General features: G+C 71.2%; 27 protein-coding genes and 2 tRNA genes. 19 read left to right on the plus strand and 10 right to left on the minus strand.

Annotation, left to right across the window (positions count from 1 at the left end; translation table 11 throughout):
- Window positions 1–68 precede the first annotated feature (68 nt).
- From dnaN to GA0070562_RS00925, 4 genes are read left to right on the plus strand one after another with little or no spacing between them, the layout of a single operon-like run.
- Window positions 69–1,202 carry a DNA polymerase III subunit beta gene (gene dnaN, locus GA0070562_RS00910; RefSeq protein ID WP_091413542.1) on the plus strand — a complete coding sequence of 378 codons (1,134 nt, stop codon included), beginning with the start codon at window positions 69–71 and terminating at the stop codon, window positions 1,200–1,202.
- Between the two features lie 40 nt (window positions 1,203–1,242).
- A complete protein-coding gene (gene gnd / locus GA0070562_RS00915; protein ID WP_091413544.1) occupies window positions 1,243–2,115 on the plus strand; it encodes a phosphogluconate dehydrogenase (NAD(+)-dependent, decarboxylating) in 873 nt (290 codons plus the stop codon).
- A gap of 16 nt (window positions 2,116–2,131) precedes the next feature.
- Window positions 2,132–3,265, plus strand: a complete 1,134-nt coding sequence (gene recF / locus GA0070562_RS00920) for a DNA replication/repair protein RecF (RefSeq protein WP_091413546.1) — start codon at window positions 2,132–2,134, stop codon at window positions 3,263–3,265.
- A complete protein-coding gene (locus GA0070562_RS00925; RefSeq protein WP_091413548.1) occupies window positions 3,255–3,860 on the plus strand; it encodes a DciA family protein in 606 nt (201 codons plus the stop codon). Before recF ends, GA0070562_RS00925 begins: the two co-directional genes overlap by 11 nt.
- Here the strand turns inward: GA0070562_RS00925 and GA0070562_RS00930 are convergent.
- Window positions 3,851–4,090 (minus strand): hypothetical protein, encoded by a 240-nt coding sequence (locus GA0070562_RS00930; RefSeq protein ID WP_013283216.1) that lies wholly within the window; start codon window positions 4,088–4,090, stop codon window positions 3,851–3,853. The two genes, GA0070562_RS00925 and GA0070562_RS00930, sit on opposite strands and share 10 nt — an antisense overlap.
- Before the next feature lie 84 nt (window positions 4,091–4,174).
- Between GA0070562_RS00930 and GA0070562_RS00935 the strand changes: the two genes are divergently transcribed.
- Window positions 4,175–4,675, plus strand: a complete 501-nt coding sequence (locus GA0070562_RS00935) for a MarR family winged helix-turn-helix transcriptional regulator (RefSeq protein ID WP_091413550.1) — start codon at window positions 4,175–4,177, stop codon at window positions 4,673–4,675.
- Here the strand turns inward: GA0070562_RS00935 and GA0070562_RS00940 are convergent.
- Entirely contained in the window at window positions 4,660–5,214 is a 555-nt protein-coding gene (locus GA0070562_RS00940) for a hypothetical protein (protein ID WP_091413552.1), read from the minus strand. The genes GA0070562_RS00935 and GA0070562_RS00940 overlap by 16 nt on opposite strands.
- A gap of 545 nt (window positions 5,215–5,759) precedes the next feature.
- Between GA0070562_RS00940 and gyrB the strand changes: the two genes are divergently transcribed.
- The 6 genes from gyrB to GA0070562_RS00965 all read left to right on the plus strand — a co-directional run bounded on the left by gyrB (window position 5,760) and on the right by GA0070562_RS00965 (window position 11,760).
- On the plus strand, window positions 5,760–7,706 hold the full coding sequence (gyrB, locus tag GA0070562_RS00945; RefSeq protein WP_091413555.1) for a DNA topoisomerase (ATP-hydrolyzing) subunit B: 1,947 nt from the start codon (window positions 5,760–5,762) through the stop codon (window positions 7,704–7,706).
- A gap of 129 nt (window positions 7,707–7,835) precedes the next feature.
- On the plus strand, window positions 7,836–10,355 hold the full coding sequence (gyrA, locus tag GA0070562_RS00950; protein WP_091413557.1) for a DNA gyrase subunit A: 2,520 nt from the start codon (window positions 7,836–7,838) through the stop codon (window positions 10,353–10,355).
- Between the two features lie 3 nt (window positions 10,356–10,358).
- A complete protein-coding gene (locus GA0070562_RS00955; RefSeq protein WP_091413559.1) occupies window positions 10,359–11,285 on the plus strand; it encodes a DUF3566 domain-containing protein in 927 nt (308 codons plus the stop codon).
- A gap of 143 nt (window positions 11,286–11,428) precedes the next feature.
- Window positions 11,429–11,502: transfer RNA gene (locus tag GA0070562_RS00960), tRNA-Ile, on the plus strand.
- A 43-nt stretch (window positions 11,503–11,545) separates the two neighbouring features.
- Window positions 11,546–11,674, plus strand: coding sequence for a DLW-39 family protein (locus tag GA0070562_RS30450; RefSeq protein ID WP_013283222.1), 129 nt, complete (start codon window positions 11,546–11,548; stop codon window positions 11,672–11,674).
- Window positions 11,675–11,684: 10 nt separating this feature from the next.
- Window positions 11,685–11,760: transfer RNA gene (locus GA0070562_RS00965), tRNA-Ala, on the plus strand.
- A gap of 55 nt (window positions 11,761–11,815) precedes the next feature.
- Here the strand turns inward: GA0070562_RS00965 and GA0070562_RS00970 are convergent.
- Window positions 11,816–12,040, minus strand: coding sequence for a tyrosine-type recombinase/integrase (locus GA0070562_RS00970; protein WP_254663702.1), 225 nt, complete (start codon window positions 12,038–12,040; stop codon window positions 11,816–11,818).
- Between the two features lie 76 nt (window positions 12,041–12,116).
- Window positions 12,117–12,896, minus strand: a complete 780-nt coding sequence (locus tag GA0070562_RS00975) for an SDR family NAD(P)-dependent oxidoreductase (protein WP_091413561.1) — start codon at window positions 12,894–12,896, stop codon at window positions 12,117–12,119.
- A gap of 127 nt (window positions 12,897–13,023) precedes the next feature.
- Here GA0070562_RS00975 and GA0070562_RS00980 point away from each other — a divergent pair, with 127 nt between their 5' ends.
- A complete protein-coding gene (locus tag GA0070562_RS00980) occupies window positions 13,024–13,659 on the plus strand; it encodes a TetR/AcrR family transcriptional regulator (RefSeq protein WP_091413563.1) in 636 nt (211 codons plus the stop codon).
- A 33-nt stretch (window positions 13,660–13,692) separates the two neighbouring features.
- On the opposite strand, the gene GA0070562_RS00985 is transcribed toward GA0070562_RS00980, so the two are convergent.
- Window positions 13,693–14,289, minus strand: a complete 597-nt coding sequence (locus GA0070562_RS00985; RefSeq protein ID WP_091413565.1) for a TetR/AcrR family transcriptional regulator — start codon at window positions 14,287–14,289, stop codon at window positions 13,693–13,695.
- Window positions 14,290–14,408: 119 nt separating this feature from the next.
- Here GA0070562_RS00985 and GA0070562_RS00990 point away from each other — a divergent pair, with 119 nt between their 5' ends.
- The gene (locus tag GA0070562_RS00990; RefSeq protein ID WP_091413567.1) at window positions 14,409–14,879 is read left to right on the plus strand and encodes a nuclear transport factor 2 family protein; all 471 of its coding nucleotides are present in this window, start codon (window positions 14,409–14,411) and stop codon (window positions 14,877–14,879) included.
- 14 nt (window positions 14,880–14,893) lie between these two features.
- Here GA0070562_RS00990 and GA0070562_RS00995 read toward each other — a convergent pair whose 3' ends face one another.
- Window positions 14,894–15,475, minus strand: coding sequence for a DUF4240 domain-containing protein (locus GA0070562_RS00995; RefSeq protein ID WP_254663729.1), 582 nt, complete (start codon window positions 15,473–15,475; stop codon window positions 14,894–14,896).
- A gap of 223 nt (window positions 15,476–15,698) precedes the next feature.
- Here GA0070562_RS00995 and GA0070562_RS01000 point away from each other — a divergent pair, with 223 nt between their 5' ends.
- A complete protein-coding gene (locus GA0070562_RS01000) occupies window positions 15,699–16,091 on the plus strand; it encodes an ester cyclase (protein WP_091413571.1) in 393 nt (130 codons plus the stop codon).
- A gap of 135 nt (window positions 16,092–16,226) precedes the next feature.
- On the opposite strand, the gene GA0070562_RS01005 is transcribed toward GA0070562_RS01000, so the two are convergent.
- Window positions 16,227–16,778: an AAA family ATPase gene (locus tag GA0070562_RS01005; protein ID WP_091413573.1), complete on the minus strand. Its 552-nt coding sequence runs from the start codon at window positions 16,776–16,778 to the stop codon at window positions 16,227–16,229.
- 51 nt (window positions 16,779–16,829) lie between these two features.
- Between GA0070562_RS01005 and GA0070562_RS01010 the strand changes: the two genes are divergently transcribed.
- From GA0070562_RS01010 to GA0070562_RS01020, 3 genes are read left to right on the plus strand one after another with little or no spacing between them, the layout of a single operon-like run.
- On the plus strand, window positions 16,830–17,135 hold the full coding sequence (locus GA0070562_RS01010; RefSeq protein WP_091413576.1) for an ArsR/SmtB family transcription factor: 306 nt from the start codon (window positions 16,830–16,832) through the stop codon (window positions 17,133–17,135).
- Window positions 17,132–17,518, plus strand: a complete 387-nt coding sequence (locus tag GA0070562_RS01015; RefSeq protein ID WP_091413579.1) for a VOC family protein — start codon at window positions 17,132–17,134, stop codon at window positions 17,516–17,518. The genes GA0070562_RS01010 and GA0070562_RS01015 overlap by 4 nt, the downstream gene beginning before the upstream one ends.
- Before the next feature lie 53 nt (window positions 17,519–17,571).
- Entirely contained in the window at window positions 17,572–18,267 is a 696-nt protein-coding gene (locus tag GA0070562_RS01020; protein WP_091413581.1) for a hypothetical protein, read from the plus strand.
- A 3-nt stretch (window positions 18,268–18,270) separates the two neighbouring features.
- Here GA0070562_RS01020 and GA0070562_RS01025 read toward each other — a convergent pair whose 3' ends face one another.
- Window positions 18,271–18,861, minus strand: coding sequence for a dienelactone hydrolase family protein (locus GA0070562_RS01025; protein WP_091413583.1), 591 nt, complete (start codon window positions 18,859–18,861; stop codon window positions 18,271–18,273).
- A gap of 65 nt (window positions 18,862–18,926) precedes the next feature.
- Here GA0070562_RS01025 and GA0070562_RS01030 point away from each other — a divergent pair, with 65 nt between their 5' ends.
- Complete coding sequence (locus GA0070562_RS01030) at window positions 18,927–19,517, plus strand: winged helix-turn-helix domain-containing protein (RefSeq protein WP_091413585.1); 591 nt, start codon at window positions 18,927–18,929, stop codon at window positions 19,515–19,517.
- Window positions 19,518–19,626: 109 nt separating this feature from the next.
- On the plus strand, window positions 19,627–20,574 hold the full coding sequence (locus GA0070562_RS01035) for an L-threonylcarbamoyladenylate synthase (protein WP_091415970.1): 948 nt from the start codon (window positions 19,627–19,629) through the stop codon (window positions 20,572–20,574).
- Between the two features lie 8 nt (window positions 20,575–20,582).
- Here GA0070562_RS01035 and GA0070562_RS01040 read toward each other — a convergent pair whose 3' ends face one another.
- Together GA0070562_RS01040 and GA0070562_RS01045 are read right to left on the minus strand one after the other, a co-directional pair.
- Window positions 20,583–21,371 carry an MBL fold metallo-hydrolase gene (locus tag GA0070562_RS01040; protein WP_091413587.1) on the minus strand — a complete coding sequence of 263 codons (789 nt, stop codon included), beginning with the start codon at window positions 21,369–21,371 and terminating at the stop codon, window positions 20,583–20,585.
- Window positions 21,361–25,872 carry a cation-translocating P-type ATPase gene (locus GA0070562_RS01045; RefSeq protein ID WP_091413589.1) on the minus strand — a complete coding sequence of 1,504 codons (4,512 nt, stop codon included), beginning with the start codon at window positions 25,870–25,872 and terminating at the stop codon, window positions 21,361–21,363. The genes GA0070562_RS01040 and GA0070562_RS01045 overlap by 11 nt, the downstream gene beginning before the upstream one ends.
- Window positions 25,873–25,889 lie beyond the last annotated feature (17 nt).

A 25,889-nucleotide genomic window follows, 5' to 3' on the forward strand; every position in this document is an offset into this window, starting at 1 on the left:
GGTCGGGCGGGACGGGTGGCAGCGGTCGGCATGAGAGAGTTGTCGCTGACGTCGACGCGGAGGCATTGATGAAGTTCCGAGTGGAGCGCGACGCGCTCGCCGAGGCGGTCGCGTGGACCGCCAAGAGCCTGCCCAACCGACCCTCCGTACCGGTGCTGGCCGGGGTGATGCTCCGGGTCACCGACGGCAACCTCCAGGTCTCCGGCTTCGACTACGAGGTCTCCAGCCAGGTCACCGTCGAGGTGCAGGGTGACGCGGACGGCGCCGCCCTGGTCTCCGGCCGCCTGCTCGCCGAGATCACCAAGGCCCTGCCGGCCAAGCCGGTGGACATCGCCGCCGTCGGCGCCCACCTCGAACTGGTCTGCGGCAGCGCCCGGTTCACGCTGCCCACCATGCCGGTGGAGGACTACCCGACGCTGCCGGAGATGCCGGAGAGCGCCGGAACCGTCGACGCCGCCGCCTTCGCCTCCGCCGTGGCCCAGGTGGCGGTGGCCGCCGGTCGCGACGAGACGCTGCCGATGATGACCGGCGTCCGGATCGAGCTGAGCGGCGGCACGATGGCCATGCTGGCGACCGACCGCTACCGCCTCGCGCTGCGCGAGATGGAGTGGAACCCGGACGACCCGGAGATCAGCCTCAACGCGCTGGTGCCGGCCCGTACGCTGCACGACACCGCGAAGGCGCTCGGCCCGCTCGGCGGCCACGTCACCATGGCCCTGTCGTCCAGCAAGGCCGGCGAGGGCATGATCGGTTTCTCCGGCGGCACCCGCCGGACCACCAGCCGGCTGCTCGACGGCGCCAACTACCCGCCGGTGCGCTCGCTGTTCCCGGCCGACCACAACGCCGAGGCCCGCGTCGCCGTCGCCGCGCTCATCGAGGTGGTCAAGCGCGTCGCGCTGGTCGCCGAGCGCACCACCCCGGTCCTGCTCAGCTTCAGCGCCGACGGTCTCGTGGTCGAGGCGGGCGGCACCGAGGAGGCCCGGGCCAGCGAGGCCATGGAGGCCACCTTCACCGGCGAGCCGCTCACCATCGGCTTCAACCCGCAGTACCTCATCGACGGTCTGGCCAACCTGGGCGCGCAGCACGCCCTGCTCCGGTTCGTCGACGCGTTCAAGCCCGCGGTCATCTCCCCGGCCGGCGAGGATGGCGAGGTCATCCCGGGGTACCGGTACCTCATCATGCCGATCCGCGTGTCCCGCTGATCGCAGGCAGCACGACCCTGACGTACGGAGGTAGGAGCAGATGCAGCTCGGCCTGGTAGGACTCGGCCGCATGGGCGGCAACATGCGGGAGCGGTTGCGCGCCGCCGGGCACGAGGTGGTCGGCTACGACCGCAACCCGGAGATCAGCGACGCCGCGAGCCTGGCCGAGCTGGCCGAGAAGCTCCAGTCGCCCCGCGCGGTCTGGGTCATGGTCCCCGCCGGCGTCACCGACGCCACCATCGACGAGCTCGCCGGTGTGCTTGGCGAGGGCGACATCATTATCGACGGCGGCAACTCCCGGTTCAGCGACGACGCCCCGCGCGCCGAGCGGCTGAACGAGCAGGGCATCGGCTACATCGACGTCGGCGTCTCCGGCGGCGTCTGGGGTCGGCAGAACGGGTACGCGCTGATGGTCGGCGGTGCGCAGGAGCACGTCGAGCGCCTGATGCCGATCTTCGAGGCGCTCAAGCCCGAGGGCGAGTTCGGCTTCGTGCACGCCGGCCCGGTCGGCGCCGGCCACTACGCCAAGATGGTGCACAACGGCATCGAGTACGGCCTGATGCACGCCTACGCCGAGGGCTACGAGCTGCTGGCCGCCTCCGAGCTGGTCACGAACGTCCCCGGCGTGTTCAAGTCGTGGCGTGAGGGCACCGTCGTGCGGTCCTGGCTGCTCGACCTGCTGGACCGGGCACTCGACGAGGACCCGGAGCTGGCCGAGCTGAGCGGCTACACCGAGGACACCGGCGAGGGCCGCTGGACCGTGGACGAGGCGGTCCGGCTCGCCGTACCGCTCAACGTCATCACCGCGTCGCTCTTCGCCCGGTTCGCCTCCCGGCAGGACGACTCGCCCGCGATGAAGGCCGTCGCCGCGCTGCGTCAGCAGTTCGGCGGCCACGCCGTCCACAAGCGCTGACCGGTATCCACAGCCTGTGTACGTCCGCCGGCTCGAACTGGTCGACTTCCGCTCCTACGAGCGCGTCGGCGTCGACCTGGAGCCGGGTCCGAACGTGCTCGTCGGCGCCAACGGCGTCGGCAAGACCAACCTGGTCGAGGCGCTCGGCTACGTGGCGACCCTGGACTCGCACCGGGTCGCCACTGACGCCCCGCTGGTCCGGATGGGTGCCACCTCGGCGGTGATCCGCTGCGCGGTGGTGCACGAGGGCCGGGAGCTGCTGATCGAGCTGGAGATCGTCCCGGGCAAGGCCAACCGGGCCCGCCTCGGCCGGTCCCCGGCCCGGCGCGCCCGGGACGTGCTCGGCGCGCTGCGTCTCGTGCTGTTCGCGCCGGAGGATCTGGAACTGGTCCGCGGCGACCCGGCCGAACGCCGCCGCTACCTGGACGACCTGCTGGTCACCCGCCAGCCCCGCTACGCCGGGGTACGCGCCGACTACGAGCGTGTGGTCAAGCAACGCAACGCGCTGTTGCGTACGTCGTACCTCGCTCGCAAGACCGGCGGCACACGCGGCGGCGACCTGTCGACGCTGGCCGTGTGGGACGCGCATCTGGCCCAGCACGGCGCGGATCTGCTCGCCGGTCGCCTGGAGCTGGTCGCCGCGCTCACCCCGCACGTCGCGAAGGCGTACGACGCGGTGGCCGCCGGCCGCGGCGCGGCGGGCATCGCGTACCGGCCCTCGGTCGAGCTGCCCGAACCCGGCGCCGACCGGGCGGCGCTGGCGGAGGCGCTCGCCGCCGCGCTGACCGCGAACCGCGCCGCCGAGATCGAGCGCGGCACCACGCTCGTCGGCCCGCACCGCGACGACCTGGCGCTCACCCTCGGCCCGCTGCCCGCCAAGGGGTACGCCAGCCACGGCGAGTCCTGGTCGTACGCGCTGGCGCTTCGGCTGGCCGGGTACGACCTGCTGCGCGCCGACGGGATCGAGCCGGTGCTGGTGCTCGACGACGTCTTCGCCGAGCTGGACACCGGCCGGCGGGAACGGCTGGCCGAGCTGGTGGGCGGCGCGAGCCAGTTGCTCGTCACCTGCGCCGTGGACGACGACGTGCCGACGACGCTGCGCGGCACCCGGTACGCGGTGGGCGAGGGGACGGTGCGACGTGCCGGATGACGAGGTGCAGCTCCCGCCCGCACGGCTCGGGCCGGGACGCGACGCGCGTACCCCGGGAAAGCCGGCGGACGGCGAGCCGGCCGCGAACCCGCCGGAGGGCGCGACCGGGCCGGAACTGGCCCGTGCGGTGCTGGACGCGGCGAAGGCCCGGCGTCAGGCGGCGGCCCCCCGGCGGCGCGGCGCGGTCCGCGGCGACGGCGAGAAGCGGCTGCGCGGCTACTCGGGCCCGGGGCCGGACCCGCGCGACCCGCAGCCGCTCGGCGCGGTGCTGGACAAGCTGGTCAAGGCGCGGGGCTGGCAGCAGCCGGCGGCCGAGGCGACCGTGTTCGGCGCGTGGGAGAAGGTGGTCGGCCAGGAGGTCGCCCAGCACAGCCGCCCGGTCAAGCTGGAGGACGGCGAGCTGACGGTGGAGGCCCGCTCGACGGCCTGGGCGACCCAGTTGCGCCTGCTGGCGGGCTCGCTGTTGCAGCAGATCGGCCGCGAGGTCGGCCACAACGTGGTGCGCAAGCTGCACATCCACGGCCCGGCGGCACCGTCGTGGTCGCGCGGCCCTCGACGGGTACGCGGGCGCGGCCCCCGCGACACCTACGGCTGACCGACACCGCCGGAACGCCGCGCCTCCCGCCGGGCGCGCTTGAGTTCGCGCTGCTCGCGGCTCCACTGCTTGCGGCGCTCCAGGTCTTCCTTCCACGCGTCGCGGGCCAGCTTCGAGCCGCCCTGTACCGCGCCCTGCACCTGGGACGGGCCGGCGAGGTTGCGGAAGACCCAGCCCAACAGGCGGCCGCCCTTGCCGGAGGCGTCGCCCACCTGCTCGTCGTCGCTCATCCCGCCGCCCTCTCGCTGTTTTGTGTGCAAACCATTGGTACACCAATCGTTGCTAGGATCGCAACGACGACGAGGAGGACGAGGGTGACCGACGGCATCGAGGAGGACCCCCTGGCGCTGGAGCAGCAGGTCTGCTTCGCGCTGTCCGTCGCCGCCCGGAGCGTCGTCGCGGTCTACCGGCCGCTGCTGGAGCCGATGGGGCTCACCCATCCGCAATACCTGGTGATGCTGGCGCTCTGGCAGCACGCGCCGCTGTCCGGGCGGGATCTGAGCCGGCTGCTCCAGCTCGACCCGGGCACGCTGTCACCGCTGCTCAAGCGGCTGGAGGCGGCCGGCTACATCCGGCGGGAGCGGGACGCCGCCGACGAGCGCAGCCTGGCCGTCTCGCTCACCGCCGCCGGGCAGGCGCTGCGGGCGCAGGCCGAGCGGATCCCGCCGGCCATCGTGCAGCGCCTCGGCCTGCCGCTGGCCGACCTGCGGCACCTGCACACGGCGCTGACCGAGGTGATCGCGGCTGCCAACCGGGCCACGACGACCGGGGCCGCGGCTTCTCCCGGGGCTGCGCCCGGTCAGACGTCGGCGTAGACCGCGAAGCCCCGCTCCGCGCAGCGTCGGTAGAAGGCCGCGAGCACGCTCAGCTCCGCGCAGGTGAAGTTCCACTGCGGCGGGTCGCCGTTCTCGTCCCGCAGCCGGTCCAGCCGGCTGTCCAGCCAGCGGAGCTGCTGCTCGGCCAGCCGGCCGTCGCCGAGCAGCGCGCGCAGCACCTCGCTCACCGACTCGAACGTGACCGACTCGCCGTACGGCCGGTGCCGCGCGACGAACTTCTCCACGCCCTCGGCGATCCAGGAGCAGCCGTCCGGGTCGATCACCGGGTCTTCGTCCTCGACCGCGTTCTCCGTGGCGTAGAGCACATTCTCCAGCCCGAGGATCAGGTCGACCAACTCGGTGTACGCGGTCGCGCGCACCGTGCCGGTCTTCGCGATCAGCTCGGCGAGCGCCGCGGTCGGCGCGGAGATCCGGGGCACGTCCACGATCTCGCCGAAGTCCACGAACTCAGCCGGCGCGACCGGATCGTAGAAGCGGCCGGTCCGCGGCCAGTGCACCGCGACGTTGTCCAGCCCCATCTGGCGTCACCTCTCACCAAGCTTTTTCGGACCGTCTCCGACGATCGTCCCGGTTCCGGGCGCAAAAGATCAAGACCGCAACGGCGGCGCCGCAAAAGCTACGGCACGCCGGGGCCGGCCGCGACCCCCGGTCCGGGCACCGCCGATCACCGGTCGGATGACCGTCGCAGCGCACGGTGGCCGGTGGCGCGGTACCGCCCCAATGGCGTGTAGGGGGAGTCGTGGGCGGCGCGGTTCGTCCGGCTACGGCATTCTCAGCCGCCTCGGAGAGGGTGCCGAGTGGCGGTTTGGTCGGCTCCGCACAGTAAGATTGAGGGCGAGACGAAAGACCCGAGACGGAGCGACGGACATGGGCCCGGTGGGCCCTCGATCATAGTCCCGCATCGGGTCCGAGCCGATCGCGATCCGCGGGCAACCGCGGCGCCCGGCGTGCATGATCCGACCTGGCGATCCCAGGGGCGGTCCATGCGCGCCGACGTCGCGTCCTGTCCGCCGAACCCGCGCCCCCGCGCCCATGCGCGGCCGGTGCGAGAAAGTGGCCGAGCGTGGCAGCGGAGGACAACAAGAAGTACGGTGCCGAGTCCATCACCGTTCTCGAGGGCCTGGAAGCGGTCCGGAAGCGGCCCGGTATGTACATCGGGTCCACCGGTGAGCGCGGTCTGCACCACCTGGTGTGGGAGGTCGTCGACAACGCGGTGGACGAGGCGCTGGCCGGGCACTGCGACACCATCGACGTGGTGCTGCTGGCCGACGGCGGCGTCCGGGTGACCGACAACGGCCGTGGCTTCCCGGTCGACCTGCACCCCAAGCTGAAGAAGCCGGGTGTCGAGGTCGCCCTGACCGTGCTGCACGCGGGCGGCAAGTTCGACGGCAAGGCGTACGCCGTCTCCGGCGGCCTGCACGGCGTCGGCGTCTCCGTGGTGAACGCGCTGTCCACCAGGATGGCCGTGGAGATCCACAAGGACGGCTTCGTCTGGCGCCAGCAGTACAACCACTCCAAGCCGACGCCGCTGGAGAAGGGCGAGGAGACCGACCGCACCGGTTCGGCCGTCTCCTTCTGGCCCGACCCGGACGTCTTCGAGACCGTCGACTTCGACTTCCACACCATCTACCGGCGCCTCCAGGAGATGGCCTTCCTCACCCGGGGTCTCACCATCCACCTGCTCGACGAGCGGGTCCCGGAGGACGAGGACGGCAAGACCCGCGAGGTCACCTTCCACTACGAGGGCGGCATCGCCGACTTCGTCCGGCACCTCAACGCCTCCAAGAGCCCGATCCACAAGACGGTGGTCGAGTTCGGCGCCGAGGAGACGGGCATGTCGGTCGAGATCGCCATGCAGTGGAACGAGTCGTACGGCGAGTCGGTCTACACCTTCGCCAACAACATCAACACCCACGAGGGCGGCACCCACGAGGAAGGCTTCCGGGCCGCGCTGACCAGCGTCGTCAACCGCTACGGCGCCGAGAAGAAGCTGCTCAAGGGCGACGAGCGCCTCTCGGGTGAGGACATCCGCGAGGGCCTGGCCGCGATCATCTCGGTCAAGCTCACCGACCCGCAGTTCGAGGGTCAGACCAAGACCAAGCTGGGCAACACCCCGGTCAAGGGCTTCGTGCAGCGGGTCTGCAACGAGTCGCTCGTCGACTGGTTCGACCGCAACCCGGCCGAAGCGAAGATCATCATCCAGAAGGCGTCCCAGGCGGCGCGTGCCCGGATCGCCGCCCAGCAGGCGCGCAAGCTCGCGCGGCGCAAGTCGCTGCTGGAGTCCGGGTCGATGCCCGGCAAGCTGGCCGACTGCCAGTCCACCGACCCGCGTGAGTCCGAGGTCTTCATCGTCGAGGGCGACTCGGCCGGCGGCTCGGCCAAGCAGGGCCGCGACCCGCGCGTCCAGGCGATCCTGCCGATCCGCGGCAAGATCCTCAACGTCGAGAAGGCCCGCATCGACCGGGTGCTGAAGAACAACGAGGTGCAGGCGCTGATCACCGCGCTCGGCACCGGCATCCACGACGACTTCGACATCGAGAAGCTGCGCTACCACAAGATCGTGCTGATGGCCGACGCCGACGTGGACGGCCAGCACATCCAGACGCTGCTGCTCACCCTGCTGTTCCGCTTCATGCGGCCGCTGGTCGAGCTGGGCCACGTCTACCTGGCCGCACCGCCGCTCTACAAGATCAAGTGGAACAAGAAGGGCGACGACGCCCAGTACGCGTACTCGGACCGCGAGCGCGACGGGCTGATCGCGCTGCGCCAGCAGAAGAAGCCCAACGCCCGCCCGGACGACATCCAGCGGTTCAAGGGTCTCGGCGAGATGAACTACCCCGAGCTGTGGGAGACCACGATGAACCCGGCGACGCGCACGCTGCGCCGGGTCACCCTCGACGACGCCGCAACCGCGGACGAGCTGTTCAGCGTCCTGATGGGTGAGGACGTCGAGGCACGCCGGTCGTTCATCCAGCGCAACGCCAAGGACGTGCGGTTCCTGGACATCTGACGGATGCGCCGGGCCGGCCGGTCATCCACCGGCCGGCCCGGAAGTCCACAGAGTTATCCACAGTCTGGCCGCTTTCCACAGCCGTTATCCACAGCGAGACCACGACTCTGAGTCTGATAAGGGTTAACAGTGACCGATATCCCCGAGTCCACCCCGAACGAGCCGGAGGCCCCGGAGGCCCTGGCCGCGGTCGTCCAGCACGACCGGATCGAGCCGGTCGGCCTCGAGGTCGAGATGCAGCGCTCGTACCTCGACTACGCGATGAGCGTGATCGTCGGGCGGGCCCTGCCGGACGTCCGGGACGGGCTCAAGCCGGTCCACCGCAAGATCCTCTACGCCATGTTCGACTCCGGCTACCGGCCGGACCGCGGGTACGTGAAGTGCTCCCGCGTCGTCGGCGACGTGATGGGCCAGTTCCACCCGCACGGCGACTCGGCCATCTACGACGCGCTGGTCCGGATGGCGCAGTCGTGGTCGCTGCGCTACCCGCTGGTCGACGGCAACGGCAACTTCGGCTCGCCCGGTAACGATCCGGCAGCCGCCATGCGTTACACCGAGTGCAAGCTCGACCCGCTGGCGATGGAGATGCTGCGGGACATCGACGAGGACACCGTCGACCTGCAGGACAACTACGACGGCCGGGCCAAGGAGCCCACCATCCTGCCGTCGCGGATCCCGAACCTGCTGATCAACGGCTCCGAGGGCATCGCGGTCGGCATGGCCACCAAGATCCCGCCGCACAACCTGCGCGAGATCGGCGCGGCCGTGCAGTGGTGCCTGGAGCACCCGGAGGCCGACGAGGCGACCACGCTGGAAGCCCTGCTGGAGATCGTCAAGGGCCCGGACTTCCCGACCCACGGCCTGATCGTCGGGCAGGCGGCCATCCAGGACGCGTACCGGACCGGGCGGGGCTCGATCCGCATGCGCGCCGTGGTCGAGGTCGAGGAGGACAAGCGCGGGCGGCCGGCGCTCGTGGTCAGTGAGCTGCCCTACCAGGTCAACCCGGACAACCTCGCCGAGCGCATCGCCGAGCTGATCAAGGAGGGCAAGCTCGCCGGCATCGCCGACATCCGCGACGAGTCCTCCGGGCGTACCGGCATGCGGATCGTTCTGGTGCTCAAGCGCGACGCGGTCGCCAAGGTGGTGCTGAACAACCTCTACAAGCACACCCAGCTTCAGGAGACGTTCGGCGCCAACATGCTGGCGCTGGTCGACGGCGTGCCGCGCACGCTCAACCTGGCCCAGTTCATCCGCTACTACGTCGAGCACCAGATCGAGGTGATCCGGCGGCGGACCGCGTTCCGGCTGCGCAAGGCCGAGGAGCGGGCGCACATCCTGCGCGGTCTGTCCAAGGCGCTGGACGCGCTGGACGAGGTGATCGCCCTGATCCGGCGCTCGCCCACGGTGGAGGACGCCCGGCAGGGCCTGATCCGGCTGCTGGACATCGACGAGGTCCAGGCGACCGCGATCCTGGACATGCAGCTGCGCCGGCTGGCCGCTCTGGAACGGCAGCGGATCCTGGACGACCTGGCGAAGCTCGAAGTGGAGATCGCCGACCTCAAGGACATCCTGGCCAAGCCGGAGCGGCAGCGGCGGATCGTGTCGGAGGAGCTGGGCGAGATCGTCGCGAAGTGGGGCGACGAGCGGCGTACGAAGATCATCCCGTTCGACGGCGAGGTCTCGATGGAGGACCTCATCGCCCGCGAGGACGTGGTGGTGACGATCACCCGCACCGGGTACGCGAAGCGGACCAAGGTCGACCTCTACCGGTCGCAGCGGCGTGGCGGGAAGGGCGTCAGCGGGGCGACGCTCCGCCAGGACGACATCGTCAGCCACTTCTTCGTATGCTCTACCCACGACTGGATCCTGTTCTTCACGAACAAGGGTCGGGTCTACCGGGCGAAGGCGTACGAGCTTCCCGAGGCCAGTAGGGTGGCCAAGGGCCAGCACGTGGCCAACCTGCTCGCGTTCCAGCCCGACGAGCAGATCGCGCAGATCATTGAAATCCCGAACTACCAGGTGGCTCCCTACCTGGTACTGGCCACGAAGAACGGCCTGGTGAAGAAGACGCGGCTCGAGGAGTTCGACTCCAACCGTTCCGGCGGCATCATCGCGGTCAACCTGCGCGATGAGGACGAACTGGTCGGTGCGGTCCTGGTCGCTCCGGAGGACGACCTGCTGCTCGTGTCGAAGAACGCCCAGGCGATCCGCTTCAACGCCACCGACGAGGCGCTGCGCCCGATGGGCCGGGCGACTTCCGGGGTGATCGGCATGCGCTTCAGCGGCGAGGACGAGTTGCTCGCCGTCGAGGTGGTGCGAGAGGGTCGGGACGTTCTGGTCGCGACGAACGGGGGTTACGCGAAACGTACCCCGATCGAGGAATACCCGGTCCAGGGCCGGGGAGGTAAGGGCGTGCTGACCGCGAAGATCACCGAGCGACGCGGTGGCCTGGTCGGCGCGGTCGTGATCGATCCGGAGGACGAGCTGTTCGCCATCACGAGCAACGGCGGCGTCATCCGGACTCCGGTGAAGCCTGTACGCCGTACGCGTGACCGGAACACAATGGGGGTCAAGCTGATGGACCTCCCGGACGGCGTGACTATCGTGGCGATTGCTCGCAATGCCGACGAGCCTGACGAACAGGACTAGTTGATGACGGAGACACAGGCGAAGTCGGGGAACAAGGGGACCTCGGCCACTCCGGTCGAGGAGGAGGCCGCGCAGGGCGGCACACCAGCGACCGGCCGCGCGGCTGTGGGCCGGGCCACGGTTCCCGCCGACGCGCCTGCCCCGAAGTTCACCCGGGCTCCCGGCATGGCGCCGCCTCCGGACAAGCCGGGAGAGGACTCCGATTCCCGGGACTCGGCCGAGACCAAGGTCGACGCTCCGACGTCGGCCGACGGTCTGGCCGCTCCGGCCGCCAAGCCCGCGAACGCCACGAGCACTCAGCCGATCAAGCCCCCGTCGGCCACCGGCCGGGCCTCCACCGGGACGACCGGCACGCAGCCGCGGATCGGCGCCGGCCTGGGCACCGCCCCGCAGGCGTCGCCCGACGGCTCGCGCCCGAGCGGCGCCGCGAGCCCCCAGGCACGGCCCGCCAACGGTGGCGGCCTGCCGCCGGGCATCAGCGGCGCGGCGGCCGTCGGCGCCGCGCGCGTGGGTGAGGCGGTACGCGCCGCGCGTACCTCGGTCAGCTCGGCCGCGTCGCGCGGACCGCGACGGGCCCGGCTGAACCTGAAGCGCATCGACCCGTGGTCGGTGATGAAGTTCGCCTTCGCGGTGTCCGTGGTGCTCTTCATCGTGGTCGTCGTGGCGACGTCGGTGCTCTACCTGGCGCTTGACGCCATGGGTGTGTTCAAGAGCGTCAACGACAGCCTCACCGACCTGGTGAACGCCGGCGGCGGCCAGGGTGGCGGCGGCTTCCGGATCACCGCCAAGGGCGTGATCCTGACGTCGGCGCTGATCGGCCTGGTGAACGTCGTGCTGTTCACCGCGCTGGCCACGCTCAGCGCGTTCGTCTACAACGTCTGCGCCGACCTGGTCGGCGGGATCGAGCTGACGCTCGCCGAGCGGGACTGATCGACCGACGCCGGGGCACCGCGTAAAGCGGTCGCCCCGGCGTCGTGCGTCCGGGTAGGTTCGAGATGGCGCGGGTGCTTCCACCACAGACCCCCGATTTGGGCGCGGTGGAGGCGATGGGTTAACCTAGCTCGTCGCTACGCGGGGCTATAGCTCAGTCGGTTAGAGCGCAGAGCTGATAACTCTGAGGTCGCTGGTTCGATTCCAGCTAGCCCCACCGCACATCGTCCGACGACAGTCGAGCGCGAGGGGTCAAGCACATGTTCAAGAAGCTCCTGATCCTGGCCGGCATCGTCGGTGTGGCCGCCGTCGTGGCCAAGAAGGTCAAGGCCTCGAACGACGAGCGCGCCCTGTGGCACGAGGCGACCACGGCGCCCGACCTGCGCTGAACGCCGTCACGGGGCCCTAGCTCAACTGGCAGAGCACTGCCTTTGCAAGGCAGGGGTTAGGGGTTCGAGTCCCCTGGGCTCCACCAGCACTTTCCTTGGTTGATCTCGGGTCCGAGTACAGCCATTCGTACAGCCAAGCGGTCACGCCGTCCCTTCCTCACCGAGGACGCGATCGATGGCCGGGGCAGCCTGACGAGCCCGCGCCGGCAGGACGTGCCTGTAGGTGTCGGCCGTCATCCGGATCGTGGAGTGCCCCAGCAGCTCCATCACCGTGCGCAGCTCCTCGCCCTGGTCGAGCAGGAACGTGGCGAATGCGTGGCGCAGGTCGTGCAGGTGCAGCCATTCCAGCCCGCCCCCGGTCAGCACCGAGAGCAGTCCCTTGGCTTCGGCAGGTGCGCCAGCGGGTCAGGCCCGCTGCGCTCACCATGCCGGTCTGCGGGGTTCATGCGGCTTCCTTCTGCAGTGCGGGACCGAGGAGCAGTCCGCCGTCGATGGTGTATTCGGCGCCGGTGATGAAGGCCGCGTCCGGCGACGTGAGGAACAACAGCAGCGCGGTGATGTCGGCGGGCTGCCCGAGTCGCGGGACGGCGTACGGCTCGGGCGAGTAGAAGTCGGCGATCGGGGCGTCGCTGCCGGCCGCCGGCTCGGTGATGAACGGAGTGGCGATCACGCCGGGGTGGATCGCGTTGACGCGGATGTTGTCGCGCCCCAACTCAAGGGCAGCGGTCTGAGTGAGCCCTCGAACGGCCCATTTGCTGGCGACATAGGGCGCGTAGAAGGCTGTACCGCCGATGCCCATGGTGGAGGCGATGTTGATGATCACTCCTCCTCCCGCGCGACGCAGTGACGGGGCGGCTGCCTTGATGCCGAGGAAGGTGCCGGTGAGGTTGATGTCGAGGATGCGAGCCCACGTAGCCCGGTCGGTGGACTCGATGAGAGCTGGTGGGTTCTGCACCCCGGCGTTGTTGACCAGGATCGTGAGCGCACCGAAGGCCTTCTCGGTCTCCGCGACGGCGGCGGCCCACGACTCCTCCTGGGACACGTCGAGGCGGACGAAACGCGCCCTGTCTTCCAGCTCGGCGGCGAGGCCGGCACCACGCTCGGCGTCGATGTCACCGATGACGACGTTGGCGCCTTCGGCATGCAGGGCGCGCACGTGGCTGGCCCCCTGTCCACCGGTGCCGCCGGTCACGAGAACGGTCTGATTGGCGAAGCGGGACATCGGATCCTCCGAGTGTGTACGAGGGACGTCAACCCGGAAACCGGGTGGTGAGTCGAGCAACTCACCACGCCGAAGCTACGCCTGTGCGAGTGGTGAGTCAACCCACTCACCTCGCTATGATGGGCGGATGACGTCAGCGCCGTCGACCTATCACCAGCGCGTGGCGCAGGAGAAGCGCGCGCTCATCGTCCAGGCCGCCACTGAGCTCTTCCTCGAGCTGGGCTACGACCGGGCATCACTGGCGCGTATCGCCGACAGTGCCGGCGTGTCGAAGGCGACGCTGTTCAAGCAGTTCCCGACGAAGGCGGCGTTGTTCGATGCCATCGTCGTCGACTCGTGGGCCGAGAAGGACGTCGCAGACGTGCCGCCCGCCGGTGACCTGACGGCCGGCCTGACCGTTCTGGGACGGCGCTACGCGACCCTGGTGAGCCAGCCGGAGATGGCCGATCTGTTCCGCATCGTCATCGCGGAACTGCCACGCTTTCCCGAGCTGGGCAAGGCGCACTTCTCGCAGGGCAAGCTGCCGTACTTCGAGTCGGTCCGGCTCTACCTCCTGGCCGAGCACGACGCGGGAGCCGCGGACATCGCCGACCCGGAGATGGCCGCTACGCAGTTCCTCGGGATGATCTCCAACTACCTGTTCTGGCCGGGCCTTCTGCTCCCGGACTGGACGGTGACGCCCGCCCGCGCGTCCGAGGTTGTGGAAGAAGCCGTCCGAACGATGGTGGCGCGATACGGCACCGAAGACGCGCAGGGTCACTGAGAAGTCCTGGCAACCACCTTGGTCAGATGAAGGTCAGTCCCCCATCCGCTGACCGTGGAGCACGCGAAGCGCATCGAGGGCGACCGCGGTGAGAACGGCGCGGCCCACGCCGGCGCGGCCGAGCAACTCCATTCCTCGGGTGATGGCGACGAAGTAGACCGCCAGTGACTGCACGTTCGCGTCCTCCGGGAGATCCCCGTTCTCCCGCGCATGTTCCAGGCACTGGGCGTAGATCCCCGCGAGCTGCTCGATGCTTGCCTTCGTGGCGGTCGAGAGTGGATCCTCCTCGCCGGTCGATTCGACCAGCGCGCGAGTGGTGAGCGAGACTCGCCGGTCGCTGCTGCTGAACTCGATCGCCATCCTGAGCATGTGACCCCGGATTCGCTCCAGCGGCGAGGCGCCGTCGTGTCCGAGTGCTTCGGAGACGGCGCGCGTCGCCTCCTTCCGATCCTCGGAGAGGGCCCGGAAAAACAGTTCCCGTTTCCCGCCGAACGCGTTGTACAAGCTCTGTTTCCCCAGGCCGGTCGCCCGCACCAGGTCGTCCAGTGTCGCGGCGAGGCCGTGCGCCGCGAACACCTCGCTGGCGCTGCTGACGACATCACTCTCGACGAACTTGCGGGGCCGCGGCATGTGACCAAGCCTACGTTATTGACCAAGCGGTCAATAACTTGCTAGCTTCGTTGGAGTGCATTGATGCGACCAGGTCAGGCGTCATCGACGTGGGCGGTCGCCGCCCAGGAGGAGCAGAAGTGAGAAGTAACGAAGAGGTTGTGCGCGAGGCGTACCGGTTGGCGGAAGGGAGCGTGCTCGACGGACATGGTTTCCGCGCCTTGTTCACCGAGGATGGAACCTTCAACGACATGCCGAATTCGCTGACGTTCCGCGGGGACCAGATTCCGCAGGCGCTGACGGGCTTCGCCGGCATCTTCCCCGACGTTCACCGGGAGCTACTCGAAATGCATGTGATGGGTGACGTTGTTGCTGTCGAGCTGCGAATCCAGGGAACGCATCTCGGCGGTTTTCCGACTCCGATCGGCGAGATCCGTCCGACCGGTAACCGTATCGACGTGCCGACGGCAGATCTCTGGTATCTCCGTGAGGGAAAAATCGAAAGCTTCAACTGTTACAACGCGGCGAATGTGTTGCTCGCTCAGATCGGGGCCGGTCCCGACTTCAAGTCGGCAATCGAGACCGCCGGGACAGCCGCCCCAGGGGCGTAGCCCTACGCTCCGCGTCAGGGCGTCACGTAATGCCGGCGGGGGAACAGGCGCGCGAGGCGCGGCAGGCGTTGTGCGATCTCGGTGAGGCTGTCGCTGTTCCATGGCTGATCGTTCGGTTCCGGGTCCGCGTACGCGCGGTGACCTCGGGCGTCCAGCGCTTCGTAGAGCCCGTCACGCCGGCCGGTGGCGCGTTCGTAGGCGTCGGCCGCCGCGTAGGCGAGTTCCTCCCACTGTGGCCATTCCGCGTCGGCCCACTCCTCGTGACTGCGACCGGCGAGCACACGAACGGCGACCAGGTCGGCGAGGTTGTCCGGGTTCTGGGCGACGTGATGCCACAAGCGCTGCCCCTGGCCGATCAGCCACGGTTGGAAGTACCAGAACGCGTCGCTGCTGCAGAGCCCGTCCAGGATCTGGTTGGCGGCTCCCCACATGGCGTACGTGTCGATCGGGCGACGCGCGGCCTCCAGGTTGATCTGAAAGTCCACGACGTGTTCCAGAGAGACCTGGCTGAGCTGGTGCGTCAACCAGTCCAGCCTGTGGTCCGGGCCGGTCGTTTCGCCGGCTGACCGCTCCAGGAGCGTCCAGAACTCCGCCATGTCCACGTCGAGGACGGTAACGGGCCCGGCCTCGTACCGCTTGGTACAGAACGTGACCCTGATCATGAACCGATCGGTACAGAAGCCTGCTACGGTCGTTGCAGAACCGAGCGGTACAAAACTTGGACGTGGTTCCGCTCCCGCAACGACCAGCCCGGGGAAACGGGCCGGCATCAACAGATGAGGAAGAACGATCATGAGCGCCACCGTGACTGATGCGGGTATGTCCACTCAGGAACTGCGCGACTTCTACCTGCGGTACGTCGACCTGGCGAACAAGCGGGAGTTCGCCCGCATGGCCGACTTCGCCCACGAGGAGGTCATCATGAACGGCACCCCGGTCAAGATGGCGGACATGGTGGCCGAGTTCTACAAGCACGTGGAGGCGGTGCCGGACCTCCACTGGGAGATCCAGGACGTCGTCGTCGAGGGCGACCGGATCGCCGCCCGCCTCGTCGACACGGGCACCCCGGTCAAGGAGTGGAACGGCCTGACCCCCACCGGCAAGTCGGTGTCGTTCACCGAGACCGCCTTCTACCGGGTCCAGGACGGCAAGTTCAAGTTCATGTCGTACCTGATGGACGCCGACTCGGTGCGGCGGCAGCTCGCCGGCTGATCCGTCACCCCGAACGGCGCGTCGCGACCTCGCCGCCGGCCCTCGCTCGTCGAGGCCGGCGGCGGTTCCTCGCCCCACGGTCGGGGGGAACATCCCTGCGCACGGGATTCTCCGTTGTCGTCGCCGCCCGGAACGTCATGTCGGCGCCTTGACCGCGTGCAGTCGATCGACCGTCTGCTTTATCGTCGCCACCCGGGTCGCGAGCGGTCCCGCCGGCACGTCGACCAGATCGAATCCCGCCTCGCGGTACGTCAGTTCGTGGACCCGCTCGAAGACGATCGACTCCTCGAAGCTGATCCGCCGGGCCGCGGTCGCCTCGACGAAGCCCTGATTCCGGACGAAGAAGACGGTCCGTTCCGTCGTCATGCCCTCGATCTCGTCGAGCAGGGCCGACGGTGGTGTCATGCCGAGGTGGCGGCACAACGCGAGCGTGCACACGGGTGAGCGGTCGTGGAACACCACGTCGTCGCCGAACATCTCGGCTCGACGCCGACGCCTCCGCTGGAGATCCAGCACCCGCTCGGCGAAGTCCGGCTCCCGCCACGGCTCGGGCAGACCGAGCGCCTGGTGAAGCGCGATCACGTCGGTCGCGGCCTCCTCCACGACGGGGTGGCCGTCGACTTCCAGGTGGCGCAGGATCGCGGTCTTACCGGAGCCGGGAGCGCCGGTGAGGATGTAGCCGGGCATGACGTCCTCCGATGTCGGGCAGCCTCTTGATAGGCAAGCTGCTACTTGCATATGGTGGGTGACGTGGGCGATCTGTACCAGGCGCTGGCCGATCCCACCCGCCGCCTGATCCTCGACGAGCTGACCGAGCGCGACGGTCAGACCCTGTTCGAGATCTGCGGCCGGCTGGCCACGAAGCACCAGGTCGGCTCGTCCCGGCAGGCGATCTCCCAGCACCTCGACGTCCTGGAGGCCGCCGGCCTGATCGTCACGCGGCGGCAGGGTCGCTACAAGTTCCACCACCTCGACACCCGGCCGCTGCGGTCCATCACCGAGCGATGGCTCAGGTCCGCCGAACCCACCCAGGAGAACCCATGAGAATCAACCTCACCAGCGTGTACGTCGACGACCAGGCCAAGGCGCTGCGCTTCTACACCGACGTGCTCGGCTTCGTGAAGAAGACCGACGTGCCGACCGGGGAGTACCGCTGGCTCACAGTGGTCTCGCCCGACGCCCCGGACGGCGTGGAGCTGCTGCTGGAGCCCGACGCGCACCCGGCCGCCAAGGCGTTCAAGGAGGCGCTCGCGGCCGACGGCATCCCGCTGACGCAGTTCGCGGTGGACGACGTGGCCGCCGAGCACGACCGGTTGCGGGGCCTCGGCGTGCTGTTCACCCAGGAGCCGGTCGACATGGGCCCGGTGACCACTGCGGTGTTCGACGACACCTGCGGCAACCTGATCCAGATCGCACAGTACCGGTAGCCGGGCGCTGACTCCGCGCGGAACCGCTCGACACGATCGGTCACTCTGGCGGCATGATGGTGTGGCGGCGCCCGTACTCGCTGGACCTGACCACCGTCGGCGCGATCTTCGCGGTGGTGGGGACGGGCGGCCACCTGGTGTTCTACACGGTCGCCGGCCTACGCGGATGGCTGCCGGGCCCGATGGCGGCGTTCGTCGGGGCGTGGACCGCCGCCGGTCTCGCCGTCGCAGTCCGCCGCGCGATGCTCGGCGTCTGGGTGAGCCACATCGGCGTACGCTCGCGCTCGCTGTTCCACACGACCACGGTGTCGTGGGCGTCGGTCGTGGAGATCCACAACGGTACTGGTTCCATGGTGGGCCTCGACATGGGACGCGTCGCGATCGTCATCGAGCGGATCGACGGCGATCCGGTGCAGACACCGATCCAGCGCGGGGACTTCATCCGGCCGTTCAACTTCCGCCCGGAGCTGACCCGGCTGGTCACCTGGCCGGAGCACTACGACGAGATCCTCGCGACCCTGCGGGAGTGCCACCGCAACGCCCGGCCCTCGGAGCAGCGCCCGCCGGCGAGCCCGGCGCCGGATCCGGTCCGCGCCGACCGTCCGGGCCCGCCGGAGCAGGTCCGGCGGCCGGCTCCGAGCGCCGCGCAGCGGCGTGACATCCATGCGCTGACCAGGCAGTACGAGCGCGGGGCGCTGACCGGCGCCGAGTACGCGGCCGCGTTGGCGCGGCTGCGCGGTGACGAGTAGGCGTCAGCCGAGCCGGTCGAGCAGCTCGCGGCTGCGGCTCACCACCAGCGCGGTCGCCTCCGCGTCGTACGAGGGCAGCGAACTGTCGGTGAAGAGGTGCCGGTCGCCGGGGTAGACGTACAGCTTGCCGCGCTCGGGACCGACGATCGACACCAGTTCACGGGCGGCGTCCACATCGCCTTCCAGCCCGAAGAACGGGTCCTGCTCCATGCCGTGCACCTGGACCGCCACGCCGTCGGGCCAGGGGCCGATCGCCCATTCGCCGGTCACCGGCAGGCAGGCCTCGTAGAGCAGGGCGGCCCGGGCGCCGGCCCGGGTCTGGGCGAGCCGCTGGGCGATGGCGGCGCCCCAGGAGATGCCCGCGTAGACGAGGTCGGCCGGCATGTCGGCGACGAGTGCGTCGGCGCGCTGGTCGAGCACGTCGCCGCCGATCCGCTTGGTCAGCGCGGCGCCGTCCTCGATGGTGCCCGGGAGTTCGCCGTCGAAGAGGTCCGGGGCGTGCACGGTGTGCCCACCGGAGCGCAGGGAGTCGGCGAGCGCGCGGACCCCGTCTGTGAGCCCTTGAATGTGGTGGAAGAGCATGATCTCGGCCATCACTACACTCCTGAGTTGTCAGACCAGAGTTATCGAACGAACCAGAATCTTAGAACGGTCGAGAAATGTCGGTCAATCAGCGGATCCCGGACTACGACCTCGACGACCTGCTCGTGGTCAGCGCACCGGAGCAGTTGCGTGCGCTCGCCGACCCGCTGCGCAGCACGCTGCTGGAGCTGCTCCTGGAACGCGCTGCCACTGTGAACGAGCTGGCCCGCGCTGTCGACCGGCCGAAGAGCAGCGTCGCGTACCACGTGAACCAACTGGTCGACGCCGGGCTGCTGCGCGTGGTGCGGACCCGCCGGGTACGCGCCATCGAGGAACGGTTCTACGGGCGTGTCGCCCGCACGTTCTACGTCGGTGCGCTCAGCCGGCCCGAGGACAAGCGCGTCGTGGCCGGGATCAACGGGCTCGCCGCTGCCGCCGCGGAAGCGGCCGCCGCGCACGCCGCCGACGAGCTGCGGTGCACGCTCCTGCACGCGCGCATCCCGATCGAGGACGTCCGCGAGTTCTGGGCGGAGGTCCAGGAACTGGCCAGGCGGTTCGCGCAGATCCCCCGGGCCGGAGATCAGGTGTACGGCTTCGCCGCCGGCCTCTACCCGACCGACGCGCCCACGCTTCCCGACGTGGACGCCGCTGGGCACTCGGCCGACTGACTCCGGCCGTCACGACCGTCGTGCCCGGGCCGCGCCACGACGGGGTCCTGCCAGGTCGGCGATCCGGGCAGGCTAGCGTCGGAGCGTGAGTACCGGATCTCCGCGCGTCCTGCCGGCCGAGCGCGGCATCGACGAGGCCGCCGCCGTCCTGCGCGCCGGCGGGCTGGTCGCCTTTCCCACCGAGACGGTCTATGGGCTGGGCGCCAACGCGCTCGACGCCCGAGCCGCGGCGCGGATCTTCGAGGCGAAGGCGCGGCCCAGCTTCGACCCGCTGATCAGCCACCTTGCCGACGCCGCCGACCTCGCCGCGCTGGTGGGCGAGGTGCCCACGGCGGTGGCCGCGCTCGCGAAGCGGTTCTGGCCCGGTCCGCTCACCCTGATCGTGGACCGGCCGGAGATCATTCCGCCGATCGTCACCTCCGGCCTGGACACCATGGCGGTACGCGTACCGGACGAGCCGTCCGCGCGGGCGCTGATCGCGGCCGCCGGCGTACCGGTGGCGGCGCCCAGCGCGAACCGGTTCGGCCAGCTCAGCCCGACCCGGGCCGAACACGTGGTGGCCGGGCTGGGCGGCGCGGTGGACGTGGTGCTCGACGGCGGCCCCACCCGGTGCGGGATCGAGTCGACGATCGTGGACGCCCGCGGTGAACGGCCGGTGGTGCTGCGGCTGGGCGCGCTGCCGATCGAGGCGCTCGCCGAGGCGGTCGGTTTGGTCGAGGTGCGCCAGGGCAGCTCCGGTCAGCCCGTCGCGCCCGGGACGCTCGCCGCGCACTACGCCCCGCGTACCCCGTTGCGGTTGGGCGCGGCGGCCGAACCCGGCGGCGCCCGGCGGGGATTCCTGGCCTTCCGGGAGCCGCCGGCGGACGGCGACTGGGCGGCGGTGGAGGTGCTCTCGCCCGACGGCGACGTGACGGCCGCGGCGGCGCGCCTGTTCGACGCGCTGCACCGGCTCGACGCGGCAGGGGTGACCGAGATCGTCGCCCAGCCGGTGCCGGAGACCGGCGTGGGCCGGGCGATAAACGACCGCCTGCGCCGGGCCGCCGCCACCTGGCACTAGGGAACCGGTCAGGGCGTCAGCGGGACCGTCTCGCCACGAAGGACGGTACGGACCTGGCCGGCGAAGCCGCGTCGCCGGGCCTCCTCGACGAAGTGCCGCAGCGGCGACCGGAACACCGGGTAGTCGTCGTAGTGGATCGGCACGGTGAGCCGCGGACGGATCAGCTCCACCACGTCGGCGCCCTGCCGGGCGTCCATGGTGAGCAGGATGCCGGCGATCCGGGTGCCGCCGAGGTGGATCAGCATGGCGTCGATGTCCGGGAATCGGGCGGGGATCTCGGCGAGCTGCGGGCGGCGCAGCGTGTCCCCGGTGACGTAGAGGCGGAAGCGCCGTTCCCCGCCCTGTTCCAGGTCGATCAGGCTGCCCATCACGTCAGGGAGCGCGCGGTCCAGCAGGCCGGGCCCGTGCTGGCCGGGCAGCGCGGTCAGGCGCAGCGTCTCGTCGCCCCGGTGCAGCTCGTACGCGCGCCAGGTGGGCAGCCCTTCCGCCGCGCCGAAGCCCCAGCGACGCAGTTTCCGTTCCGCCTGCGGTGTGGTGAGGATCGGCAGCGACCGGTCCAGGCCGCGCCGGGCGACCCGGTCGAAGTGGTCGCCGTGCAGGTGGGACAGGACCACCGCGTCCAGCGGGGGCAGCTCGGGGATGGTCAGCGCCGGGTCGGTGCTCCGCTTCGACCACAGCCCCCGGCCCAGGTACGCCCGCTGCCCCCGGTGCAGGAAGTTCGGGTCGGTGAGCAGTGTGAAGCCGCCGATCCGCAGCACAGTGGTCGCCGTACCGACGAACGTCACCTCAGGCGTCATGTCCTTCGCCGTACCCCTGATCGGGACGCCCATGCGAACCGGGCTGCGGCAGGCGGTCCACCAGCTTGGTCAGCGTGCCGTTGGCGAACGTCGCGCCGAGCGCCGAGCCGGTGGCGATGGTCCAGCCCACCGGGCCGAGCGGGGTGCAGCCGAAGAACTGGCTGACACCAGGCGTCTGGACCACTGCCACCAGCACACCCACCGACGCGGCGGTGGCGGCGAGCACGCTGGGACTGGTGCCGCCGGCCAGCACGGTCTGCCCGAGCTGCGTACCGATCAGCGAGGCGAGCGCGACGGTGCTGGCGCGCCGCTGGGTGCCGGTCCACCTGGCGATCGTCCAGCCGGCGGTCGCGCCCAGCGTGGTCGACGCCGCGCGCAGGCCGATCTCCCGGGTCATCGTGACGCCGAGCGAGGAGTCCGGCCCCTCCCGCAGCAGGTGGTCGGCGCTGTCGTCGGCGGGCGGGCGGACCGCGATGGCGAGCGCGGGCGCCAGGTCGGTGAGCAGGTTGACCAGCAGCAGTTGCCGGCCGTTCAGGGCGGACCGGCCGGTCGCGGCGGCGGTCAGCACGCTGAACGCGATCTCGCCGAGGTTGCCGCCGACCAGGATGCTCAGCGCGTGCCGTACCGACGACCACATGGCCCGTCCCTCGACGAGCGTGGCGATGATCGTCTCCAGCCGGTCGTCGGTGACCACCAGGTCGGCGGCGGCGCGGGCGGCGGGAGTGCCGCGTTGACCGAGAGCGATACCGACGTCGGCGAGCCGGATCGCCGGCGCGTCGTTGGCGCCGTCACCGGTCATCGCGACGGTCCGGTCCTGGCGCTGCAACGCCTGGATGATCCGTACTTTGTGGGCGGGCGTGCAGCGTGCCACCACGTCGGTCGCCATCAGGCGCTCGGCGAGCGCGGCGTCGTCCAGCCGGTCCAGGTCGCCGGCGGTGACCACGCGCTGCCCGCCGTCGTCCGGGCTGATCGTGGCGGCGATCGCCTCGGCGGTGGCCGGGTGGTCGCCGGTGATCATGACGGTGTGCACGCCCGCGGCCCGGATCCGGGCCACCGCCGGCCGGGCGCTCTCCCGCACCCCGTCGGCGAGCGTCAGGAAACCCACGAAGACCAGCCCGTCGACCTGCTCGTCGCTCACCTGCTCGGTGGCGACCGGGCATTCGGCCACGGCGAGGATGCGGTGCCCGGCACCGGCCCGCCCGGCCAGCATGGCCTGCACCTCCTCGCGTCCGGCCGCATCGAGCGGCCGGTCACCCTCGGCGGTGCGCCGGGACGCGCAGCGCGGCAGCACCGACTCGGGGGCGCCCTTCACGCTCAGCAACAGCCCGCCGGCGGTGCGGCCGACAGCGGCGCTGTAGCCGCGGGACGGCTCGAACGGCAGCCCGGCGGTGGCGGTCCAGCCCGCCGCACCGGTCCGCTCGTCCACCCCGGCGGCGTCCGCGCCGTGGCGTACCGTCCGGTCGGTCTGCTGCGGCAACTCGTCCGGGTCGTCCGCCGCCGGGGTGGCCCGCACCGCGGCGGCGAGCGTCAACCGCAGCGCGTCGTCGAGCTGATCCAGCGACGCGTACCTGTCGTCGCCCGCGCCGACCCCCGCCAGCAGCAGCTTCCCCTCGGTGAGCGTGCCGGTCTTGTCGAAGCAGAGCACGTCGACGCGGCCCAGCGCCTCGATGGTCCGGGGGTTGCGGACCAGGGCGCCGTGCTCGGCCAGCCGCCGCGCCGCCGCCAGCTGCGCGGCGCTGACCAGGAACGGCAACCCCTCGGGCACCGACGCCACGGCCAGGTTCGCGGCGGTCGCCGCCGTTTCGGCAAGGGGTACGCCCCGAAGCAGCCCCGCCCCGGCCACCGCGATCGCCGAGGCGGCCGCCAGAGGTACGGCGCTGCTGGTCAACTTGCCCAGTCGCGCCTCCACGCCACTGGCGGGCGGAGCCTCCCGGGCCATGGCGAGGCTCCGCCCGGCCTCGGTCTCCGCGCCGGTGGCCACCACCACCGCGGTGCCGTGCCCGGCGGCGACAGTGGTGCCCTCGAACAGCATCGAGCGCCGTTCGGCGATGGCCGCCGCCACGACCGGTTCCGGGCTCTTCGCCACCGGCAGCGACTCGCCGGTCAGTGAGGACTCGTCCGTCTCCAGCCCGTCGCTGGTCAGCACCCGGCAGTCGGCCGGTACGGCGTCACCGGAGCTGATCGTGATCACGTCGCCGCGTACCAGCTCCTCGGCGGGCACCACCCGCTCCTCGCCGTCGCGCAGCACCCGTGCGGTGACCGCCGAGCGGGACAGCAGCTCGGCCAGCGACCGTTCGGTGTTGCGCTGGTGCACCGCGCCTACCAGCGCCGAACCGCCCACCACGCCGCCGACCAGGGCCGCGTCGACGAGCGAGCCGAACGCGGCGGAGAGCACCGCGCCGGCGGCCAGCACCGGGGTGAGCGGGTTGGACAGCTCCTCGACGAACGAGCGGAGCAGCCCGGCCGGCCCGTGCTCGTCCCCGACCTCGACGCGCCGACGGCGGGCCGCCTCGTCCTCGGCCAGCCCGGACGGGCCGGTGTCGAGCTGGTCGAGGACGGTCTGCGCCGGCATGAGATGCCAGGCGGTGAGCGCGGGCACCGGCGCGCCGGTGCGGTCCGGCAGCCGGTGCGCCCGGAACACGCCGTGCGCGAACGCGAGCGCCGCCGCGCCGTTCACCGCTGCCAGGGTCGGGCGGGGCAGCCGCCGCCGGTCGGCGGTGAACGCGGCGAGCGCGCCGAGCCCGCTGCCGGCCATGGCGATCCGGACGTTCTGCTCGGTCATCCGGCGGGCCACCCCGGCGGCGTCGACGAGCAGGGCGGGTACCCGCAGGTCGTCGCCGACGAGCAGGTGCGCGCCCCACGGCGGCAGGTCGTCCGGGCCGTACACGCCGAGGCCGCAGTCGGACGCGGCGAGCGCCGACCGCTCACCGGAGACCACCATCACCACAGCGCCCTCGCGTTGCAGGTCGTGCACCGCGTCGGCGAGCCGGGGACCACCGGGTACGAGCAGGTCCGCGAAGTCGTACCGGCCGTCGTCCGCGCCGCCGACCACGAGCCGCAGGCCCGCCTGCCGGGCGGCCGACGCCAGCGCGTCCACGCCGGGCGCGGGCTCCCGCTCGACCCGCAGTACGGCGGCCAGCCGGCCGTTCTCGGCCAGCCCGAGCAGCCGTCCACCGTCGGCGCGCAGCCGGGCGCTGTCCGGGGTGTCCCCGGGATCGTCGGTGCCGAGGCGGTCCAGCGGGCCGATCCGCCAGCCGCCGTCGGCGCGTACCGCGTCCGGTTCGGCCGGGTCGAACAACGCGAACGCCCGGGCGGCGACCTGCTCGGTGTCGGCGTGGGCCAGCGGCGCGAGGTCCGCCAGGACTCCCCGGTTCGAGCCGAGCACCGCCGCGTCCAGCACCACCGTGTCGATGCGGTCCAGCTCACGCAGCACGCTGCGGTCCATCGCGATCACACCGCGCCGGGCGAGCATCCGGCCGAGCTGGGCGCCGTACCCTTCCCGGCCGGAGCCGGGCGCCTTCGGCAGTGAGGACAGCGCCAGTGCGGCGGCTCGCTTCGGTCCCAGCACCGGCAGCGCCGCCGCCCCGGCGACCGCGCCGGCCGGAAGCGCCCGCTTGGCGTACCGCTCGGGCTGTCCGTCCGGCACCGGGCAGGGCCGCTCGCCGTCCGGCACCCGGGCGACCGCCCGCTCCGGGTCGCCGGTCAGGTGCGGCTCGGCCCGCCGCCACGCGGTCAGTTGAGCGGCACCCTCGCCCCACTGCACCACGCGCTGGGCGCCGTCGAGCACGATGCCGGCCCAGCCGCCGGTGAGACCCTGCACCACCGCCTCGGCCAGCGGGAAGAGCAGCTCGGCGCGCGGGTCGGCGCGGATGCCCAGCCCGGCCAGCGCGTGCAGCTTCGGGTGCAGGTCGACAGCGCCCAGCAGCCCGGCCACCTCGGCGGGAATCGGAGTCAGCGGCAGTACCCGGGTGGCAGCGGAGATGCCCAGCCCGAGCACGTCGGACAGCAGCGCGCCGAACGTCCGCGCGGTACGCGGGCCGTCCTCGGGCGGCTGTGGCGGCTCGATCTCCGGGTCCGGCTCGTACGGGCAGGTCCGCTCGACGCGCGCCACTGTGGCGATCAGGTCGCGCAGCTTCGGCGCCGGATCGCCGGTCGCCACCACCACCCGGCCGGACGGCGCGTTCACCCGCGCCCAGGTCACGCCCGGCATCGACTCCAGCGCCGCCTCGACCTGGCGGGCCAGCCGGTCGCCGCCGTCCTGGCAGACGCCGTGCACCTCGATGTGGTGGCGGCCGTCCTGCGACCACACCCGGCGGCTGGTCAGCCCGGTGAGGCGGGCCAGCCGGGCCGCGGCCGTACCGACGCTGCCCGCGACCTCGGTGACCCGGGCCGGCACGGCGTCCGTGGGCAGGGCCGAACCGACGGTACGCGCGACGCGCGCGGCGGCCTCCGGTACGACCGTCGGCGACAGCAGGAGACCGGCGAACCGTCCCAGCGCCATCTCGCCTCCCGGTCTCG

The organism is Micromonospora tulbaghiae, from assembly GCF_900091605.1.
Classification (GTDB): Bacteria; Actinomycetota; Actinomycetes; order Mycobacteriales; family Micromonosporaceae; genus Micromonospora; species Micromonospora tulbaghiae.